The sequence below is a fragment of the Microbacterium murale genome (assembly GCF_030815955.1).
Taxonomy (GTDB): Bacteria; Actinomycetota; Actinomycetes; order Actinomycetales; family Microbacteriaceae; genus Microbacterium; species Microbacterium murale_A.
On record NZ_JAUSXK010000001.1, the window covers coordinates 3,113,160 to 3,132,500 of the forward strand.

Sequence of the window (19,341 nt, forward strand, 5' to 3'; positions counted from 1 at the left end):
GCCTGGCGGGTGAATGCGAGCGCCATCTCAGCGCACCTCCGTCTTCGAGCCGCGCAGCTGCACGACATAGGCGATCACGGCGGTGATGACGCCCATGATGATCGCGATCGTTGCTGCGTAGTTGAACTGCTGGCCGGCGAACGACAGGTTGTACGCGTACATGTTGGGGGTGAAGTACGTGGTGATCACGTTCGGCGCGAGAGGGCGCAGGATGTTGGGTTCGTTGAAGAGCTGGAAGCTGCCGATGATCGAGAAGATGCTGGCGATCACGAGTGCACCGCGGACGGAGGGGATCTTGATCGAGAAGATCGTGCGCCACGCGCCTGCACCGTCGAGCGATGCGGCCTCATACATATCGGTGGGGATCGTCTTCAATGACGAGTAGAAGATCAGCATGTTGTAGCCGACGAACTCCCAGGTGACGATGTTGCCGATCGAGACCAGCATCCACTCCTTGGCGAACGGCGTCAGCGCCTCGAATCCGAGGAAGTCGTTGACGTTCGCGGTGAGCCCGAACTGATCGCCGTAGATGTATCCCCACATCAGCACTGCGACGACGGCGGGAACCGCATAAGGCAGGAAGATCAGGATGCGGAAGAACGAGGCACCGCGCAGACGTGCGCTGTCCAGTGCGAGCGCCGCGCCCAGTGCAAGCACGAGCATGATCGGCACCTGGATCAGGAGGAAGATCAGGACGCGCCCGAATGCCTCCCAGAACTGCGGATCGGTGAGTGCGCGCACATAGTTGTCCACTCCGACGAACGCGGTCCCGCCGATGAGCTTCTCCTGGAAGAAGCTCAGGTACATCGCGTAGGCGAGAGGCGTGAGGAAAACAAGCGCGAACACGACCATGAACGGGCCGACGAAGGCCCATCCCTTCCAGTCGCGCTTCTCGCGGCGCCGGATGCCGGAGCGGCCGGGCGTCGCAGTGAAATCAGTCGTCATCGACGAGACCTTCTCTAGATTGTGCGCATGCCGCGCAATGTGTCAACGTCAACATATGCGACCGACTGCTAGTGTGTCAACGTCAACACATGAATGGATCGATGATCGTGTCCTCTGAGTCACCGGCAGTCCCGCAGCGGCGGAGAGAGCCGTCCATGGAGGACGTCGCGCGTGAGGCCGGTGTGTCCGGTCAGACGGTCTCCCGAGTGGTAAATGCACGCGGATACGTCGGCGCCACGACAAGGACGCGCGTCGAGCAGGCGATGCAGCACCTCGGATATCGGCCGAACAGCGCGGCCAGAGCACTACGTTCCGGGCGGTTCCGCGCCATCGGTGTGATCATGTTCTCGTTCAGCTCCTACGGTAACCAGCGCACGCTCGACGCGATCGCCGTCAGGGCGGCCGAGATGGGCTACGCGTTGACCCTCATCCCGGTGGAATCGAGTGCGCGCGAGACCGTTGCCGGCGCATTCCGAAGGATCGAGGAGCACGCGGTCGACGGCATCATCATCGTGATCGAGGCTCATCAGCTCGACGAGGCCGAGGTCGAGATGCCACACGGACTGCCTGTGGTCTTCGTCGACTCGAACCGGGGAACGAGCCATCCGTTCGTCGACACGGATCAAGCGCAGGGCGCGAAGCTGGCGACGGAGCACCTGCTCGACATGGGCCACGAGACGGTCTGGCATGTCGCAGGGCCGGCGAAGTCGTATTCAGCGGAACGTCGCCGCGAGTCGTGGCAGAAGACGCTCGAATCGAGGGAGCGGGCGGTGCCGGAGCCGATCCAGGGGGACTGGTCTGCCGCGTCCGGGTATGAGGCGGGCACTCGGCTGCGAGACATCGACGAGGTCACGGCGGTCTTCGCCGCGAACGACCAGATGGCGATCGGGGTCGTTCGTGCGTTCCGTGAGAGCGGACGGGACATTCCGGGCGACGTCAGCGTCGTCGGTTTCGACGGCTTGCCGGATGCCGCACAGCTTTGGCCGCCGTTGACGACTGTGCAGCAGCATCCGGAGAAGGTCGGTGCGCTCGCAGTGGACGCCCTGCTCGCCGAGCTCGGCAGCGGAGAGCGCACGCAGACGCCGCTGGTCGGCACCGAACTCATCATCCGAGAGAGCACGGCGCCGCCGCGCACGTCACGCTAGGTCGCGCGTCAGCGCCAGAGCAGAGCGATTGCGGCGTTCGTAACGGTGAGGATGCCGACGAGCCAGAACACCGCCGGCGCAACCGACGCTCCGCGCTTCTGCCGACTCAACCCGGAGCCGACCAGGGCGCCGATCGCCACCAGGATGACGAGCTTGGTGCCGATTTTCATGTAGTTCGGCTCGGCGCCTTCCGGCAGACCCCAAGGCGCAGCGAGGGCGAGTCCGGCGACTCCGGCGATAAGCAGCCCGTACTCCATGATCTTGCCGAACTGCTTCTGGCCGCCGAATGCCTGGACAGCCCAGGAACCGAACAGCACGGCGAAGCCGATGAGATGGACGAGTAAGACGACGTGACGCAGAGTCTCCATGCGGCTTACGGTAGCTCCGTCGTCGTCCCGCCGCTAGGTAGGTGAGCCTCAGCCCCGCAGGTCCCGGATGACAAGCGCCGTCCGCAGCGCGGCATCCGCCGCCTCTGCGCCCTTGTCTTCTTTCGAGCCCTCGATGCCGGCGCGATCCAGGCCTTGCTGCTCGTCGTCGACGGTCAGGACGCCGAAGCCGACCGGCTTGCCCGCGTCCAGCGCAACTCGGGTGAGACCGTCGGTCGTCGCGGCCGCCACGTACTCGAAGTGCGGAGTCCCACCGCGGATGATGACGCCAAGGGCGACCACAGCATCCGCACCACCGGCGAACGCCGCCTGCGACGCGACCGCCAGTTCGAACGATCCAGGCACGCGTACAAGTCGATGAGTCGCGTGCGCGGCGTTGAGCACGCGCTCCGCACCCGCGATCATGCCGTTCGTGATCACTTCGTGCCAGGTGCCGGCGATGATGACGACGTTCAATCCGGTCGCGTCGATCGGTTCGCCGGGTGCGGGGGCTCCTGCGCCGCTCATGCGTTGTCCTTTCCGTGGGCGAGCGCCTCGGCCAGTTCGGCTTCGCCGATGATGTGGCCCATGCGGTCGCGCTTGGTCTCGAGGTACTGGTGGTTGTTCGGTCCGACGCCGACGATCAGCGGCACCTGCTCCGCGACGTCGAGTCCGAGCTCGCGCAGCTGCTTCACCTTGTCGGTGTTGTTCGTCAGCAGACGCACCTTCGAGATGCCGAGATCGCTGAGGATGCCGGCTGCCGCCGCGTATTCACGGGCGTCTGCCGGAAGGCCGAGGGCGAGGTTCGCGTCGACGGTGTCGAGGCCATCCTCCTGCAGGCTGTACGCGCGCAGTTTGTTGATGAGGCCGATACCGCGACCCTCGTGACCACGCATGTAGATGACGACGCCGCCCTCCTTCGCGATCGCGTCGAGCGCAGCATCGAGCTGCGGTCCGCATTCGCATTTGAGTGATCCGAACGCCTCACCGGTCAGGCACTCGGAGTGCACGCGCACCAGGGCGGTCTCTTCGAGCTCGCCGGAGACGACCGCGATGTGATCAGTGCCGGTCACTCGATCCTTGTACGCGAGGAAGCGGAACGTGCCGTGGTCGGTGGGCACGGTGGCATCCGCTCGCAGGCTCACGCGACGCTTGCCTGCGCGTGAAGAAACGACCGGTCCGTCCTGCGGGTCGATCTTGTTGAGGTGCGCGATGAGCTGCTCGATCGTGATCACGGGCACACCGTCACGGGCACCGAGATCCTTGAGTCCCGGCAGACGCATCATGCTGCCGTCCTCGGCGACGACCTCTGCGATCGCGCCGACAGGCTGCAGGCCCGCCAGCTTCATCAGATCCACAGCGGCCTCGGTGTGTCCACTGCGCTCACGCACGCCGCCGTCGACGGCCCGGAGCGGCAGCACGTGGCCAGGACGGATCACGCTCGTCGAGGTGGATGCAGGATTCGCGAGCACGTTGAGCGTGTGCGCGCGGTCAGATGCGCTGATACCCGTCGTGACCCCCTCGGCCGCGTCGACGCTGACCGTGTACGCGGTCGATCGAGCATCCTCATTCGCCTCGACCATCGGCGGCAGGTTCAGACTGTCGGCGAGATCAGCGGGCATCGGCGCGCAGATGAAGCCTGAGGACCAGCGCACCGTCCACGCGACCCACTCGGGGGTGGCGAGTTCGGCCGAGAGGATGACATCGCCTTCGTTCTCGCGGTTCTCATCGTCGGCCACGATGACCGGACGGCCGGCTCGCAGCGACTCGAGAGCTTCTTCGATGGTGGCAAGGCTCATCGTGAGCCTCCTTCCGAGACAGCCCGGAACGCGAGCAGGCGCTCGACGTGACGGGCGAGGATGTCGGTTTCAAGATTGACGCGATCGCCGATGGTGCGGGATCCGAGCGTGGTGGCGACGAGCGTCTCAGGGATGAGCGAGATCTCGAACCATGCGGACTCGGCGGCGGCATCGCTGACCGCACTGACGGTGAGGGACGTCCCATCGACCGCGATCGAGCCCTTGTCCACGACCAGGGGAGCGAGATCCGCGGGCAGTGAGACGCGAAGCACGCTCCACTCGGCGCCGGGCCGTACGTCGATGACCTCGCCGGTGCCGTCGACGTGGCCCTGCACGATGTGCCCGCCCAGACGTGCGCCGACCGGCATGGCCTTCTCGATGTTGACGGCGGTGCCGACGGATGCGGTCGCCAGCGCCGACACATCGAGCGTCTGCTTCATCACATCGGCATCGAATGCATCTACCGTCGACCCGACAACGGTGAGGCAGACGCCGGAGACGGCGATCGACTCGCCGTGCACCGCATCGAGCGCGGCCTTCGGCGCACGGACGGTCAGTCGCCACCCGTCGCCGGCGGGCGCGATGGCGGCGATCTCGCCGATCTCCTCGATGATCCCAGTGAACATCAGCGGACTCCTTCGTTGTCGTCGGATTCGTCGTCGTCGGACTCGTCGTCTTCGAAACGGGCGATGGCCAGCATGTCGGCGCCGAGCGGCACCCATTCCTCGATCGTGAGGCGACGTGCGGCAGCGATCGTCGGCACGCCGATATCGGTGAGCGCGAGGCGGCCGCCGCCCAGCAGCACGGGGGCCACATACGCGAGCACGCGGTCGGCGAGGCCGGCGGTGATGAACGCGCTGGCGAGCGTGGGCCCGCCCTCGATGAAGGCGTTCTGGATGCCGCGCTCGTGCAGATCCGCGACCACCGAATGCAGGTCGTCGGTGTCGTAGAACAGCGCCTCGTGCGGGTGGCGGCGCACCGCGGCATCCGCCGGCGTCGCACGCGAGCCGATCACCACGGGGATCGGCTGATGCTCGTAGAGCATGTCGCCGTCACGTGCGGTGAGCGCGGGGTCGTCTGCGAGCACGGTACCGGTGCCCACGAGGATCGCGTCCGCCTCGGCACGGCGACGGTGCACATCGGCGCGCGCAGCGGGTCCGGTGATCCACTGGCTCGTGCCGTCGTCGGCGGCGGCGCGGCCATCCAGGCTCTGCGCCCACTTCACCGTGATGTGGGGGCGCCCCAGGCGCAGCGCGGTCAGCCAATCGGCGATCAATGCTCGAGCGCCGTCAGCCTGTTCACCGGCTTCGACCTCGACACCGGCGCCGCGCAGTCGCTGAGCGCCGCCACCGGACATGGCACCCGGGTCGTCAAGGGCGTAGATGACGCGCGAGATCCCGGCCTCGATCAGTGCGACCGCGCACGGGCCCGTGCGACCGGTGTGGTTGCAGGGCTCCAGAGTGACGACGGCGGTCGCGCCGCGTGCGTCGCCGTCGTGGAGCTTCGACAGGGCATCGACTTCGGCGTGCGGTGTGCCCGCCCCGTGGTGCCAGCCCTCGGCGATGATCTCGCCTGCGGGGGAGAGGATGACGGCACCGACCTGCGGATTGATTCCTCGCGGTCCGTGCGCTGCGAGTTCGAGCGCACGCGCCATCGCGCGGCGTTCCGCCTCGTGCACTGCCATCCGTCGTCCTTCTGCTTTCGCTCCGGGGATGCCAGACGGCGCGCTTTCGCGCATCGTGCTGCCTCCCTTCCGGACTAGTGAGATCTCTCTCACATCACCGTCGGTACCGGAATTCCACCGGATCGGCATCTCGGTTTCCCTCGACGCTCGCGGACTGTCACCGCCGGTTCGGATTCACACCGACCCCGGAGCACGTTGATGCTCAGTGTAGTCAACGCACGCACGAGCATTTCATTCCGTGACCTGCGCGACTACTTGAGCAGTCGCGACAGCCGTCGGTCGGCGAGCGGTTTGCCGCCGGTCTGGCACGTGGGGCAGTACTCGAGCGACCTGTCCGCGAAGAACACGCTGCGTACGGTGTCGCCGCACACAGGGCAGGCCTCGCCGCGGCGCGCGTGCACCTGCATTCCACCGCGCTTGGCATCCTTCAGATCGGCAGGTGGTTTGCCCGACGCTTCGGTCACCGCATCCGTCAGCGTCGTCCTCATCGCGTCGAACAACCGATCGACCTCGTCGTCGCTGAGCGTCGCTGCGATCGCATACGGAGACATGCGTGCTGCGTGCAGGATCTCGTCCGAGTACGCGTTGCCGATGCCTGCGATGACCGACTGATCCCGCAGCAGCCCTTTGATCTGCGTGCGGCGGCCCTCCAGCAACGCGGAGAACGCGGAGCGGTCGAACGACTTCTCCAGCGGATCGGGGCCGAGCCGTGCGATGCCGGGCACATCGTTCGGATCACGCACCACGTAGACCGCGAGCGATTTCTTCGTGCCGGCCTCCGTGAGATCGAATCCGCTGTCGTCGTTGAGCGCGACGCGCAGAGCGATAGGTGACTTGCCCGGCTTGATGAGCGTCGTCGGCAGCATCTCGTACCAGCGCAGCCAGCCCGCCTTCGCGAGGTGGAACACCAAGTGCAGGTCATCGCCGCAGGAGAGCAGAATGAATTTGCCTCGGCGCGTGGACGCCGTGATCTCTGCCCCGTGCAGGGCGGTCTCAGGCGGATCGTAGGTCTTCAGCGCGGCGATCGCGCCGACGTTCGTGCGCGTGATCGAGCGCCCGACAGCGCGCTCGCCGAGGAACGCGACCAGCCCCTGCACCTCAGGCATCTCCGGCATGTGCCCATCCTGCCACCCGCATCCGACACGCGGTGGTGCCTGCGAGAATCGATCTGCAGCACGAGACTTGGTTCAGTAGCGCCCGTCTCGTGCTGCAGACACCTTCTCGAGCCGCCTCACTCCAGAACGGACCACTCGACAGGGACGCGATCGTCGGTGGGCAGGAGCCCGGCGAACCAGCCGTCGTCGCGGCCGCGGGGGCTGGTGAGGGCTTGCCGCTGCAGGCCCTCGTATCGGAATCCGAGCGCACGCGCGGTGCGGGCGGAAGGAATGTTCCCCGCAACAGCGCGCCAGGCGATGCGTGCGAGATCGAGATCGGCGAACCCCCAGTCGATCACCGCGCGAGCGGCCTCGACCATGAAGCCCTGCCCACGCGCGCCACTCGTCGCCCAGAAGCCGATCTCAGCCGATCCACCGGTGGCGTGCGGCGCGATCTGATGCAGGCCGATCATTCCGATGAGAACGTCATCCTGGAAAACGCCCCACACGGTCTCTTCGCCGGATTCCCACCACTCGGCGACCCGCCTCACGAAGTCTTCGCCGTCCTCCCGCGTGTACGGGCTGGGGACCGTCGTCCAGCGCGGGATCTCCGGATCCTGGCACGCGGCCGTGATCGCATCGAGATCCGCCGCCGTCGGGGCACGGAGAACAAGGCGGTCGGTACGAAGGATGACGCGTTCCATTCCGAGATCCTATGGCCGAGCCCACGCCTGTGAAGAACAACCCTCAGTGTCGGTGGGCCGGACTAAGCTCATCAGGTGACTGTTCCGGGGATTCTGCGCGCCTTGGAAGAGGCGACTCTTTACCACGACGCCCTCACCTGGGCGCAGACCGATGCCGATCTCGGCCTTGTCGACGGCCTCGATGCCCCGACGATCGCTGGATTGCTCGACAAGCGTGCGAGCTCCGGCCATCCGGCGTCCCTTCTCGTCATCGCGCCCACCGGGCGCCGCGCGGAATCGCTTGCAGGGGCACTCGGCTCTTATGCGCCGAATGCCGAGATCCTGACGTTTCCCGCATGGGAGACACTGCCGCATGAGCGTCTGAGCCCGAGTCCTGACACGGTCGGGCGGCGCCTCGAGACACTCCGTCGCATCACCACCTGGGCCGGCGAGCGACCGCTCATCATCGTCGCCTCCGTGCGTGCGGCGCTGCAGCCGATCGCCGCGAACCTGGGCGACACCGCCCCACTCGCGCTCGTGCTCGGCGGCCGAGGACTCGAACTCGACGGTGCGGTCGAGCAGCTCGTCGAGCGCGCGTACTCGCGTGTCGACATGGTCTCGCGCCGCGGTGAGTTCGCAGTGCGCGGCGGCATCCTCGATGTCTTCCCGCCGACGTCCGAGCATCCGTATCGCGTCGAGTTCTTCGGCGATGAGATCGACCAGATCCGTGCGTTCTCCGTGGCCGACCAGCGCTCCCTTCCGGGCGACGTCGACCGTGTCGAGCTGCCGGCGACCCGTGAGCTCCTGCTCACCGCCGACGTGCGGGATCGTGCGCGCTCGCTGATCTCCGGTTTCCCCGCGATCGCCGGGATGCTGGAGAAGATGGCCGAGGGTATTCCGGTAGAGGGGATGGAATCGCTGCTGCCTGCGGTGTCCGGTCCGCTGAAGGCGCTCGCCGAGTACTTCCCTGAAGGCACCGCCGTCGCGCTCGTCGATCCTGAGCGCTCGAGCGCCAGGGCGCAGAGCCTCGGTGAGACGAACCGGGAGTTCCTCGACGCCGCATGGAGCGCGGCCACCTCTGGTGCTTCCGCGCCCATCGACCTCGGCGCCGGCGACTTCCTCAGCGTCGCCAGACTGCGCGAGATCGTGCGTGAACGAGACGGTGTCTGGTGGCGGTTCAGCCCGTTCGCGACCGACGATGACGACGCGGCCAACATCGACGCCTCGATCATCCCGTCATTCCACGGCAACGTCGACGGCGCGATCGATTTCGTCGAGGGGAAGCTCGCAGACGGATGGCGCCTCGTCATCGCGGCATCCGGTGCAGGCCTCGTCGACCGCGCGAGAGACGTGCTGTCCGACCGCGGCCTCGCCGCTCGTGTCGTCGATGCGCTCGTCGACGCTCCGGAGGCCGGTGTCGCGACGCTCGTGCTCGGCGCGCTCGAGTCGGGGTTCCAGGTGCCGGAGGCGAAGCTCGCGGTCCTCACGGACAACGAGTTCTACGGGCGCACGATCGGCGGTGACCAGCGGGTGGTGAAGAAACTCGCGTCGCGTCGGAAGAACGTCGTCGACCCCCTTCAGCTCAAGAACGGTGATTTCGTCGTGCACTCCACGCACGCGCATCGCGAAGTTCATCGAGATGACGCAGCGCGAGGTCTCGTCGGGCGGACGCAACGCCACCAAGACCATCCGCGACTATCTGGTTCTGGAGTACGCGCCGTCCAAGCGCGGCTATCCGGGCGACAAGTTGTACGTGCCGACGGACCAGCTCGATCTGCTCTCGAAGTACGTCGGCGGTGAAGCGCCCACGCTCTCGAAGATGGGCGGCAGCGACTGGTCGGCGGCGAAGGGCAAGGCGCGCCGCGCCGTGCGGGACATCGCCGTCGAACTCGTGAAGCTGTATTCGGCACGGATGTCGGCGAAGGGCTATGCGTTCGGCCCCGACACGCCCTGGCAGAGAGAACTGGAAGAGGCGTTCCCATTCGCCGAGACGCCGGACCAGCTGCAGACGATCGATGAGATCAAGGCCGACATGGAGCGACCGATCCCGATGGATCGGCTCCTGAGCGGTGATGTCGGCTTCGGAAAGACCGAAGTCGCGGTGCGGGCCGCGTTCAAGGCGATCCAGGACGGCAAGCAGGTCGCGATGCTCGTGCCGACGACACTGCTGGTGAAGCAGCACTTCGAGACTTTCGCCGAGCGCTTCGCCGGATTCCCGGTGAAGGTGCGGGCCCTGTCGCGCTTCCAGACCGACAAGGACGCTCGCCTCACTCTCGAGGGGCTCCTCGACGGCTCGGTCGACATGGTGATCGGCACCCACCGCATCCTCACCGACCAGATCATGTTCAAGGATCTCGGGCTTCTCATCATCGACGAGGAGCAGCGCTTCGGCGTCGAGCACAAGGACAAGCTGAAGAAGCTGAAGACGAACGTCGACATCCTCGCGATGAGCGCCACACCGATCCCGCGCACGCTCGAGATGGCCGTCACCGGCATCCGCGAGATGTCCACACTCGCCACGCCGCCGGAAGACCGGCATCCGATCCTCTCGTTCGTCGGTCCGCGCAGCGACAAGCAGATGGCGGCGGCCATCAGGCGCGAGATCCTGCGCGAGGGACAGATCTTCTTCGTCCACAACCGGGTGCAGTCGATCCAGCGGGTCGCTTCGGAGCTGGCCGAGCTGGTGCCGGAGGCACGCATCGCGGTCGCCCACGGACAGATGGGCGAGCACCAGCTCGAGCAGGTCGTCGACGCCTTCTGGGAGCGCAAGTTCGATGTGCTGGTGTCGACGACGATCGTCGAGACGGGGCTCGACATCTCCAACGCCAACACCATCATCATCGACAAGGCGGACAAGTACGGCCTCAGCCAGCTGCACCAGCTGCGCGGGCGGGTCGGTCGTGGGCGCGAACGCGCCTACGCCTACTTCCTCTACGACGACTCGAAGCCGCTTTCGGAGACTGCGGCCGATCGGCTGCAGACGATCGCAGTGAACAATGACCTGGGCAGCGGCATGCAGGTGGCGTTGAAGGACCTCGAACTGCGTGGCGCCGGCAACATGCTCGGCGGTGAGCAGGCCGGACACATCGCCGGTGTCGGCTTCGACCTCTATCTGCGCATGGTCGGCGAAGCCGTGGCGACTTTCCGCGGCGAGGACGTCGAGACAGGCGACGAGCTCCGGATGGAACTGCCGGTCGACGCGCGCATCCCTGAAACCTACATCGACAGCGAAAGGCTGCGCCTCGAGGCCTACCAGAAACTGTCGGCCGCGGCCGCCGCGACGGCGAAGGACGACGCGATCGACCTCGTGATCGAGGAGCTCACCGACCGTTACGGAACGCCGCCTGAGGAGGTCGACGGTCTGTTCGCGATCGCGCGCCTGCGTCGACGTGCCGCGAAGGCGGGACTCAAGGATGTCGTGGCGATGGGTTCGAATCTCCGGGTGGCGCCGGCCCGCCTCGAGGATTCGATGAAGGTGCGTCTGCAGCGCCTGTACCCCGCGGCGAAGCTCGTCGGCGGGGGAGAGGCGCTGGTCGTGCCGCTGCCCCGCCCGAGCGGCGAAGCGCCGACGGATGCGGGTCTGCTGGAGTGGGTCGCGCAGCTGTTCACCGCGCTGTTTCCCGAACCGGTCAAGGCCGGATCGGCGCCCGCCGCCTCCTGATCGCCTGAGCACAGCCTCGGATCTCGCATCCGACACGCCGGGATGCGGACGGGTGCTGCGGCGCGTCGGCTCGCGCGTCCGAAGTCGTGCACGGTCACCGCGTCGGCTGATGTGTTGCGGAGCGGACTGAGAGACTGTGCGGTATGGCTGAATTCGAAGAACTCATCGAGCTGGGTTCCGCTGCCGACGTCACGGGATGGGGTTTCGACTGGGTCGCGGATCGTGCGACCGAGGAGCGTCCGCCGTGGGGATACGCCAGGCTGCTCGCCGAACGGCTGAGGACCGCGTCGGCCGCACTCGACCTCGACACCGGCGGCGGCGAGGTGCTGGCGGAGGCGGACACGTTCCCGCCGGTGGCTGTCGCCACCGAGTCCTGGGCGCCGAACGCTGCGCGGGCGACTGCGCTGCTGTATCCCCGCGGGGTCGTCGTCGTGCGCGCCGAGCAGGATGGTCCGCTGCCGTTCGCCGACGGGGCGTTCGACCTCGTGACGAGTCGGCATCCGGTCGCTCCGCGCTGGGCGGAGATCGCGCGGGTACTGCAGACAGGGGGATCGTACTTCGCCCAGCACGTCGGACCTGCGAGCGGGTTCGAGCTCATCGAGTTCTTCCTCGGCCCACAGCCGGAGGCGCGGCGAGGGCGTCACCCTGACGATGAGGTCGCCGCCGCGGAGGCGGCGGGACTCGAAGTCGTCGATCTGCGCGAGGCAACGCTGCGGATCGAGATCTTCGACATCGCCGCCGTGGTCTACCTGCTGCGGAAGCTGGTCTGGTGGGTGCCGGGTTTCACGGTCGAGCGGTACCGCGAACGGCTCGCGGAGCTGCATGAGCTGATCGTCGCGGACGGGGCGTTCGTCACGCACTCCACGAGGCACCTGATCGAGGCGCGCCGATCCGGGTGAGATTGCCGAGCAGCGCAGCCGGGCGTGGGGCTACGCTGGCCGCATGCTGTACGAGCACCTCGGGGCCCGGCCCCGGATCCATGAGACCGCTGTCATCGCTCCCACTGCCGTCGTCTCCGGCGACGTGGAGATCGGTGCGGACTGCCAAGTGCTTCACGGCGCCGTGATCACTGCGGAGGGCGGTCCGATCACACTGGGTGAGAACGTCATCGTGATGGAGAATGCGATCGTGCGCGCCAGTTCTGCGAACCCCGTGCACGTCGGCGACCACGTGCTGATCGGCCCAGGGGCATCCATCTCCGGCGCCGTGATCGGGAACGAGGTGTTTCTCGCCACAGGAACGCGCGTATTCAACGGTGCGCACATCGGCGATCGCGCCGAGGTGCGGATCAACGCCGTCGTGCATTTGCGTACCACTCTGCCGGAGGACGCCATCGTGCCGATCGGGTGGGTCGCCGTCGGTGATCCGTTGCTCGTCCTCCCACCCGACAGGCATGAGGAGATCGCCGCCGCGCAGCGGGAGCTCGACTTCCCCGGCTACGTGTTCGGGGTGGATCGCGATACCCCTGACGTCATGGTGCAGCTCACGGAGCGCTACGGTCGTTCACTGGCACGGCACGCTGACGATCGGCCTGCTTGAGAACTGCCCCCAGCCGCAGCCGCTCGCACATTCGCAGTTGTGCGCGTCATTCGCAGGAATTCGTCGAAAACCTGCGAACGAAGCGCACAACTGCGGTTGAACGCACGGGGACGAAGCTCAGATGACGCCCTGAGCGAGCATCGCCGTCGCGACCCGCTGGAAGCCGGCGATGTTGGCGCCGGTGACATAGTCGCCCGGCACCTCATACTTCTCGGCGGCCTGGAACGCGGCGTCGTGGATGTCGGCCATGATCTCGCGCAGCTTGTTCTCGCTGTCGCCGAAGCTCCAACGCTGGCGCGACGCGTTCTGGCTCATCTCGAGCGCAGACGTGGCGACGCCGCCGGCGTTTGCCGCCTTACCCGGCGCGAACAGCACGCCCGCCTGCTGGAACGCGGCGACCGCGTCCGGCACGCAGGGCATGTTGGCGCCTTCGGAGACGGCGCGCACGCCGTTCGCGATGAGGGCCTCGGCGTCGGCGAGGCTGACTTCGTTCTGGGTGGCGGAGGGAACCGCGATGTCGACCGGAACCTCCCACACGCTTCCGCTCTCGACGAAGCGCGCACTCGCGCGTCGGTTCGCGTATTCGACGATGCGGCCGCGCTCGACCTCCTTGATCTGTCGCAGCAGATCGAGGTCGATACCGGCGTCGTCGACGACGTACCCGGAGGAATCGGATGCCGTGACCGCCGTCGCACCGAGCTGGGTGGCCTTCTGGATGGCGTAGATCGCGACGTTGCCGGAGCCGGAGATGCCGACCCGCTTTCCGTCGAGCGACTCGTTGTGCACGGCGAGCATCTCCTGCGCGAAGAACACCGCACCGTACCCGGTGGCCTCGGTGCGCACCTCTGCGCCACCCCAGCCGGTGCCCTTGCCGGTGAACATGCCGGACTCGTGGCGGTTGGTGATCTTGCGGTACGAGCCGAACAGATACCCGATCTCGCGGCCGCCGACGCCGATGTCGCCCGCAGGCACGTCGGTGTGCTCACCGAGGTGCCGGTACAGCTCGCTCATGAACGACTGGCAGAAGCGCATGACCTCTGCATCCGAGCGGCCATGCGGATCGAAGTCCGACCCGCCCTTGGCGCCGCCGATGCCCTGGCCGGTGAGCGCGTTCTTGAAGATCTGCTCGAAGCCGAGGAACTTGATGATCGACAGGTTCACCGAAGGGTGGAAACGCAGTCCACCCTTGTAGGGGCCGAGCACCGACGAGAACTGGATGCGGTAGCCGCGGTTGACCTGCATCTTCCCTGCGTCGTCCACCCACGGAACACGGAACATGATCTGGCGTTCCGGCTCGACGATGCGATCCAGGATGCCGGCCTCGACGTACTCCGGGTGCTGCTCGAGAACGGGGGAGATCGTGCCGAGCACCTCGTGCACTGCCTGCTGGAATTCAGGTTCGTGCGGGCTGCGGGCCAGTACCGTGTCGAACACGGGCTGTACCGACGCGGTGAGCGGGTGGAAATCAGTGTGAGTTGCGGTCACGCGGGACGGCTTTCTGAAGAGTGTGGCTGAGGCGGCGATCGTGTCGCGTGAGAGGGCGTGCCGGGTCGGGCACGAGTTCTCACTTTACCTCGCAGCGTTTGTGAGGCCTGACACGAGCGACGTCATGCGAATTCGCCCGGGGTCACCCGGTGTTCTGCAGGCCGGCGGCGACCCCGCTGACCGAAAGCAGCAGCAGTCGACGCTGTTCGTCGTCTGCCCCTGAGCCGGATGCCGTCGAGCGAAGCTCGCGCAGGGCACGCAGTTGCAGCAACGACAGCGCGTCCACATACGGGCTACGCAATGCGACGGCTCGCTGCAGGATCGGCTTGTTCTCGAGCAGTCCGCTGCCGCCGGTGAGACGGATGACCCATTCCTTCGTCAGGGTGAGCTCGTCGAGCACCAGTTGCGCGAGATCGTCGCGGTCGCCGAGAGCGAGGTATCGACGTGCGATGCGCTCGTCGGTCTTGGCCAGGCTCATCGCGACGTTGTCGACCATCGTCTGGAGCAGCGGCCAGTCGCGATAGGCGTCCTTGAGGAGTGCTTCGTCTCCGACGCTCTCGAGAGCCGTTCCGAGTCCGAACCAGCCGGCGAGGTTGATGCGCGCCTGCGTCCAGGCGAAGACCCAGGGGATGGCGCGGAGGTCTTCCAGCGATTCCACCGAGAGGCCGCGGCGTGCGGGGCGCGAGCCCAGCGCGAGCAGTCCGATCTCTTCGAGAGGCGTGACGGTGGCGAACCATGGTGCGAAGCCCTCGGCCTTGACGAGGGTGAAGAACTTCTCGCGTGAGGTCGCGTCCATCACCCGTGCGACCTCTGCGAAGCGCGTCGCTGCACTGCTGGTCCGCTGTTCGACACCCGGCGAAGACGCCAGCAGAGTAGCGGCGGCGACCTGATCGATGTGTCGCATCGCGATGGCCGGCTCCCCGTACCGCGCGAAGATCGTCTCGCCCTGCTCTGTGAGCTTGAAACGTCCGTCGACGGAATGCGGCGGCTGCGCGAGGATCGCGGAGTTCGCCGGGCCTCCGCCTCGTCCGAGCGCGCCGCCCCGACCGTGGAAGAGCGTCAGCGCGATACCGGCATCCTTCGCCCAGAGGGCGATCTTGGCCTGCGCTTCGTACAGCGCGAGGTTCGCGGCGACAGGGCCGACGTCCTTCGACGAATCGGAGTATCCGAGCATGACCTCGAGCCGATTGCCGGTGGCAGCCATGCGTGCCCGGAACTCCGGGTAATCGACGACTTCCGCGAGGATCTCCGGCGCGGCCTGCAGATCGGCGAAGGTCTCGAACAGCGGCACGACGTCGAGCACCGGCACGTCATCGCCCAGTGCATGGCGCGCGAGGCGGTGCACGTTCGCGAGATCTTCGGCAGACTGCGTGAACGACACGACGTAGCGGCCGGCCGCGCGGGGTCCGTAGGTGCGCTGGATGTCGGCGATCGCACGGAAGACCTCGAGCACCTCGAGCGTCTTCTCGCTGAGCTCTGCACCGGCATCGAGCTCGGCCAATGCCTCGCGGTGCACCTGCGAGTGCTGACGCACCTCGAGTTCGGTGAGATGGAAGCCGTAGGTCTCGACCTGCCAGATCAGATGCTGGATGCCGCCGAACGCGTGCCGGTTCGCGCCGGACGCGGCCAGCGAGTCCTGCACGGCACGCAGGTCGGCGAGCAGGTGCTCCGGGTCGTTGTAGGCGCCGGGGCCGCCCAGTCTCGTCTGCGCGACTCTGTTCGCGAAAGCCAGCAGAACGCGGCGGTGCGGTTCTTCCGGCGACCGGGCCGCGATATCCGCCGCAGTGGCCTCATCCGTGTCGACGAACGCCTCCCACAGAGCCACGACAGCGGTGCTGGGCGGAGTGCCCTCGGCATCGAGCGTGAGACCGCGGCCGATGCGCTCGATCGCACGTTCGAGGCCGCGAAGCACATGGTCGGACGCGATCTGCGCCGCTTCGCGTGTGACGGATGCCGTGACGAAGGGGTTGCCGTCGCGGTCGCCACCGACCCACGAACCGACCCTCACGAACGCGGGAACGACAGGGGCGCTCGCCCCGGAGTCCTCGCCGCGCAGAGCATCATCGATGCGGCGGTAGACGTGCGGAACCGTGGTGAACAGGGTCTCGTCGAACACCGACATGACCGTGCGCACTTCGTCGGTGGGCGAAGGCTTCTGCGCGCGCAGCGGCGCGGTGCGCCAGAGCGTATCGACCTCCTCGAGCATGCGCCGGTGCGCGCGGTGCTGTTCTGCGCCGCCGTCGCTCGCGCCGTCGTGCTGCGTGAGGAGCTCGGAGAGCCGACGGATGCTGGCGGAGACCGCGCGACGTCGAGCCTCGGTGGGGTGAGCCGTGAACACCGGATGGAAACGCAGGTCCTTCAGGCGCCGGGTGGCCTCTTCATCGCCGATCTCCCGGCGCAGCTGCGCGTATGCGGTGGCGACCGTGTCCACCGCATCCTCGCGTCCAGGGTGGCCTGCGCGCTCGCGCAGGATGCGCACGCGCTGGTGCTCCTCGGCGAGATTCACCAGATGGAAATAGCACGTGAAGGCGCGCGCGACCTCGTCGGCCCGCTCGACGGTGAACGAATCAGCGATCTCGCTGGCGCGCTCGAATGCGTAGACGCTCTCGTGTTCGTACGCCTGGATGGTGGCCAGCCGCAGCCGCTCGACGTCTTCGAACAGTCCGGCGCTGCCGCATTCGCGCAGCACCTGACCGAGCAGGGCGCCGAGCATGCGGACATCGGCACGCATCTCGTCTGGGATCCCGCGTCCGGCTTCGAAACGACCGATGACGCGGATGGCCTCTGTGTTGGTGGGCTCAGGAGTCACCATTCGAGGTTAGCCGCGGGCGAGGGGCGCTCCTGACCACGTGACGGCCCGAGACGACGCGGATCGCAGGCATAGCATGGGAGCGATGTCTGATTCCAAGAACCTTCTGCGCAGCCAGCAGTTCCCCGCAGTGCTCCTGCTCCTGGCGGCGGCGCTGGGCCTGCTGCTGGCGAATCTGCCGACGTACGGACCGATCGACGCGGCGCTCGGATTCCACATCGCGGTACCCGGCGTCGGAATCGACTTGTCTGTCGCGCACTGGATCTCGGACGGCCTCCTCGCGATCTTCTTCTTCGTGGTCGCGATGGAACTGCAGTACGAACTGACCAGGGGGGAACTGAATTCCTTCCGCAAGGCGGTGCAGCCCGCGATCGCCGCCGCCGGCGGGGTGATCGTCCCGATCGTCATCTACCTGATGATCGCCGGGGGAGAGCAGACCGCATCGGGCTGGCCGATCCCGACCGCGACCGACATCGCCTTCGCGCTCGGAGTGCTCGCGGTGTTCGGCAAGGGCCTGCCGGCCGCCGTGCGGGTCTTCCTCCTCGCGCTGGCGATCCTCGACGACATTATCGGCATCATCTTCATAGCGGTGCTCTTCGCGCACGACCTGAACTGGCTCTACCTGGTGATCGCGCTGGTCGGCGTGGTCGTGTTCGGCGCGCTGGCGCGCCAGCTGCCGACCGAGCGCTCCTGGCCGATCGTCACCGCGATGATCGTCGTGGGCGCGCTCGTGTGGGGTCTGGTCCTTCTGTCGGGGATCCACGCCACCATCGCCGGCGTGATGCTGGGCCTGGCCATGACGCAGTCGCCCGCGATGCAGACGCGGTATGCGCTGGAGCCGTGGGTGAACGGCGCGATCCTGCCGATCTTCGCCTTCACGGCCGCATTCGTCGTCATTCCCGCTGTCTCAGCTTCGGAGCTGTCGCCGGCGTTCTTCGGCATCGCGATCGCGCTGCCCGTCGGGAAGATCATCGGGATCATGACGTTCGGTTGGCTCGCTATCCGGCTCGGGTCACGGGGGAAGAAGCCGGCGTTGACCATCGTCGACCTCCTCGCGGCCGGGACGCTGGGTGGTATCGGGTTCACGGTGTCGCTGCTCCTGGCCAACCTCGCCTTCACTGACGATGCCGGCATCCGAGATCAGGCCATTCTCGGTGTGCTCGTGGGGTCGTTGATCGCCGTTGTCCTGTCCGGAATCGTCGTCTCGTGGCGGGCCGCGTGGCACCGCCGCGCGGCGGCCGTCGGCACCTGATCTCTGAATCGACGAGGGAGCACCATGACAGAGCATCCTGATCCGCTGAGGGCGGCGGTCGAGACGATGCGCGCCGTTCGGGAGAGATGCGTGTGGTCGCAGCAGATCACTCATCGTGATCTCGTGCCGTACCTGATCGAGGAGTCGCATGAGGTGATCGACGCCGTCGAGGACGGCTCCCGCGCGGATCTTCGCGAGGAGCTGGGAGACCTGCTCTGGCAGGTGCTGTTCCATGCGGCGATCGCGGCCCAGGACCCGGATGACCCCTTCGACATCGACGATGTCGCCGAGACGCTGACGGAGAAGATGGTGCGTCGGCATCCGCATGTCTTCGGCGACGAGGTGGCGAACACTCCCGAAGAGGTGCTCGTGCACTGGAATGCCGCGAAGGCCGCAGAGAAGCGCACTCGCACCAGCGTGCTCGACGGCGTGCCCCGGGGGATGCCGGCGCTCGCGCTCGCACAGAAAGTGCTTGGTCGGGCGGCGCGGGTCGGGGCCGGCGACGACGTCGCGCTCGCCGCTCACGATGCCGCCGAGGTCGGGGCAGCACCGGAATCCGAGGAGGAGCTCGGTGACCTGCTGCTGATGCTCGCAGCCACGGCCCGGGAGAACGGCTGGGATGCCGAACGCGCACTGCGTGAGCGCCTGCGCCTGCTCGAGGACGACGTCCGCACGGCTGAGGGCGGCTGAACACGCCTATCCATCGGGAAACCGGGATGATCCGGCGTGTCGGTGGCGCGTCGCGCGCTGACACGCCACCGACACGCCACACGGTCTGGGTTTTCCCCACTGGTGCGTCATGAGGCGCATCGGCGACGTTGCCGATCTGGAAAGCCTGCAAGACCTGGAAAGATAGACGCGTGGCTACTGTGAATGCGCC

General features: G+C 67.0%; 15 protein-coding genes, 1 pseudogene and 1 riboswitch. Of the genes and pseudogenes, 6 read left to right on the plus strand and 10 right to left on the minus strand.

Annotated elements, in window-relative coordinates; translation table 11 throughout:
* Nucleotides 1–27 precede the first annotated feature (27 nt).
* Nucleotides 28–945, minus strand: a complete 918-nt coding sequence (locus tag QFZ46_RS14995; RefSeq protein WP_307362992.1) for a carbohydrate ABC transporter permease — start codon at nucleotides 943–945, stop codon at nucleotides 28–30.
* A 155-nt stretch (nucleotides 946–1,100) separates the two neighbouring features.
* Between QFZ46_RS14995 and QFZ46_RS15000 the strand changes: the two genes are divergently transcribed.
* Nucleotides 1,101–2,090, plus strand: a complete 990-nt coding sequence (locus QFZ46_RS15000) for a LacI family DNA-binding transcriptional regulator (protein WP_307362994.1) — start codon at nucleotides 1,101–1,103, stop codon at nucleotides 2,088–2,090.
* An 8-nt stretch (nucleotides 2,091–2,098) separates the two neighbouring features.
* On the opposite strand, the gene QFZ46_RS15005 is transcribed toward QFZ46_RS15000, so the two are convergent.
* The 7 genes from QFZ46_RS15005 to QFZ46_RS15035 form a co-directional block, all read right to left on the minus strand.
* Entirely contained in the window at nucleotides 2,099–2,458 is a 360-nt protein-coding gene (locus QFZ46_RS15005; RefSeq protein WP_307362996.1) for a Fe-S protein, read from the minus strand.
* Nucleotides 2,459–2,506: 48 nt separating this feature from the next.
* On the minus strand, nucleotides 2,507–2,983 hold the full coding sequence (gene ribH / locus QFZ46_RS15010) for a 6,7-dimethyl-8-ribityllumazine synthase (protein ID WP_307362998.1): 477 nt from the start codon (nucleotides 2,981–2,983) through the stop codon (nucleotides 2,507–2,509).
* Nucleotides 2,980–4,254: a GTP cyclohydrolase II gene (gene ribA, locus QFZ46_RS15015; protein ID WP_307363000.1), complete on the minus strand. Its 1,275-nt coding sequence runs from the start codon at nucleotides 4,252–4,254 to the stop codon at nucleotides 2,980–2,982. The genes ribH and ribA overlap by 4 nt, the downstream gene beginning before the upstream one ends.
* Nucleotides 4,251–4,880: a riboflavin synthase gene (locus QFZ46_RS15020; RefSeq protein WP_307363001.1), complete on the minus strand. Its 630-nt coding sequence runs from the start codon at nucleotides 4,878–4,880 to the stop codon at nucleotides 4,251–4,253. Before QFZ46_RS15020 ends, ribA begins: the two co-directional genes overlap by 4 nt.
* The gene (ribD, locus tag QFZ46_RS15025; protein WP_307363002.1) at nucleotides 4,880–5,938 is read right to left on the minus strand and encodes a bifunctional diaminohydroxyphosphoribosylaminopyrimidine deaminase/5-amino-6-(5-phosphoribosylamino)uracil reductase RibD; all 1,059 of its coding nucleotides are present in this window, start codon (nucleotides 5,936–5,938) and stop codon (nucleotides 4,880–4,882) included. Before ribD ends, QFZ46_RS15020 begins: the two co-directional genes overlap by 1 nt.
* Nucleotides 5,939–5,990: 52 nt before the next feature.
* Nucleotides 5,991–6,135, minus strand: a riboswitch (FMN riboswitch).
* A gap of 54 nt (nucleotides 6,136–6,189) precedes the next feature.
* Nucleotides 6,190–7,053 (minus strand): Fpg/Nei family DNA glycosylase, encoded by an 864-nt coding sequence (locus QFZ46_RS15030; protein ID WP_307363003.1) that lies wholly within the window; start codon nucleotides 7,051–7,053, stop codon nucleotides 6,190–6,192.
* 116 nt (nucleotides 7,054–7,169) lie between these two features.
* Complete coding sequence (locus QFZ46_RS15035; RefSeq protein WP_307363004.1) at nucleotides 7,170–7,736, minus strand: GNAT family N-acetyltransferase; 567 nt, start codon at nucleotides 7,734–7,736, stop codon at nucleotides 7,170–7,172.
* Between the two features lie 75 nt (nucleotides 7,737–7,811).
* On the opposite strand from QFZ46_RS15035, the pseudogene mfd reads away from it, so the two are divergent.
* The 3 genes and pseudogenes from mfd to QFZ46_RS15050 all read left to right on the plus strand — a co-directional run bounded on the left by mfd (nucleotide 7,812) and on the right by QFZ46_RS15050 (nucleotide 12,915).
* Nucleotides 7,812–11,376 (plus strand): annotated as a pseudogene (mfd, locus tag QFZ46_RS15040) (transcription-repair coupling factor).
* Nucleotides 11,377–11,519: 143 nt separating this feature from the next.
* Nucleotides 11,520–12,275 (plus strand): methyltransferase domain-containing protein, encoded by a 756-nt coding sequence (locus tag QFZ46_RS15045; protein ID WP_307363006.1) that lies wholly within the window; start codon nucleotides 11,520–11,522, stop codon nucleotides 12,273–12,275.
* A gap of 43 nt (nucleotides 12,276–12,318) precedes the next feature.
* Complete coding sequence (locus QFZ46_RS15050; protein ID WP_307363007.1) at nucleotides 12,319–12,915, plus strand: gamma carbonic anhydrase family protein; 597 nt, start codon at nucleotides 12,319–12,321, stop codon at nucleotides 12,913–12,915.
* A 117-nt stretch (nucleotides 12,916–13,032) separates the two neighbouring features.
* Here QFZ46_RS15050 and gdhA read toward each other — a convergent pair whose 3' ends face one another.
* Nucleotides 13,033–14,400, minus strand: coding sequence for an NADP-specific glutamate dehydrogenase (gene gdhA, locus QFZ46_RS15055; RefSeq protein WP_307363009.1), 1,368 nt, complete (start codon nucleotides 14,398–14,400; stop codon nucleotides 13,033–13,035).
* Nucleotides 14,401–14,542: 142 nt separating this feature from the next.
* Nucleotides 14,543–17,131 (minus strand): phosphoenolpyruvate carboxylase, encoded by a 2,589-nt coding sequence (locus tag QFZ46_RS15060; protein ID WP_307364622.1) that lies wholly within the window; start codon nucleotides 17,129–17,131, stop codon nucleotides 14,543–14,545.
* Nucleotides 17,132–17,294: 163 nt separating this feature from the next.
* On the opposite strand from QFZ46_RS15060, the gene nhaA reads away from it, so the two are divergent.
* Complete coding sequence (gene nhaA, locus QFZ46_RS15065; RefSeq protein ID WP_307363010.1) at nucleotides 17,295–18,461, plus strand: Na+/H+ antiporter NhaA; 1,167 nt, start codon at nucleotides 17,295–17,297, stop codon at nucleotides 18,459–18,461.
* A gap of 24 nt (nucleotides 18,462–18,485) precedes the next feature.
* Nucleotides 18,486–19,151 (plus strand): MazG family protein, encoded by a 666-nt coding sequence (locus QFZ46_RS15070; protein WP_307363011.1) that lies wholly within the window; start codon nucleotides 18,486–18,488, stop codon nucleotides 19,149–19,151.
* The last annotated feature ends 190 nt before the right edge of the window (nucleotides 19,152–19,341 follow it).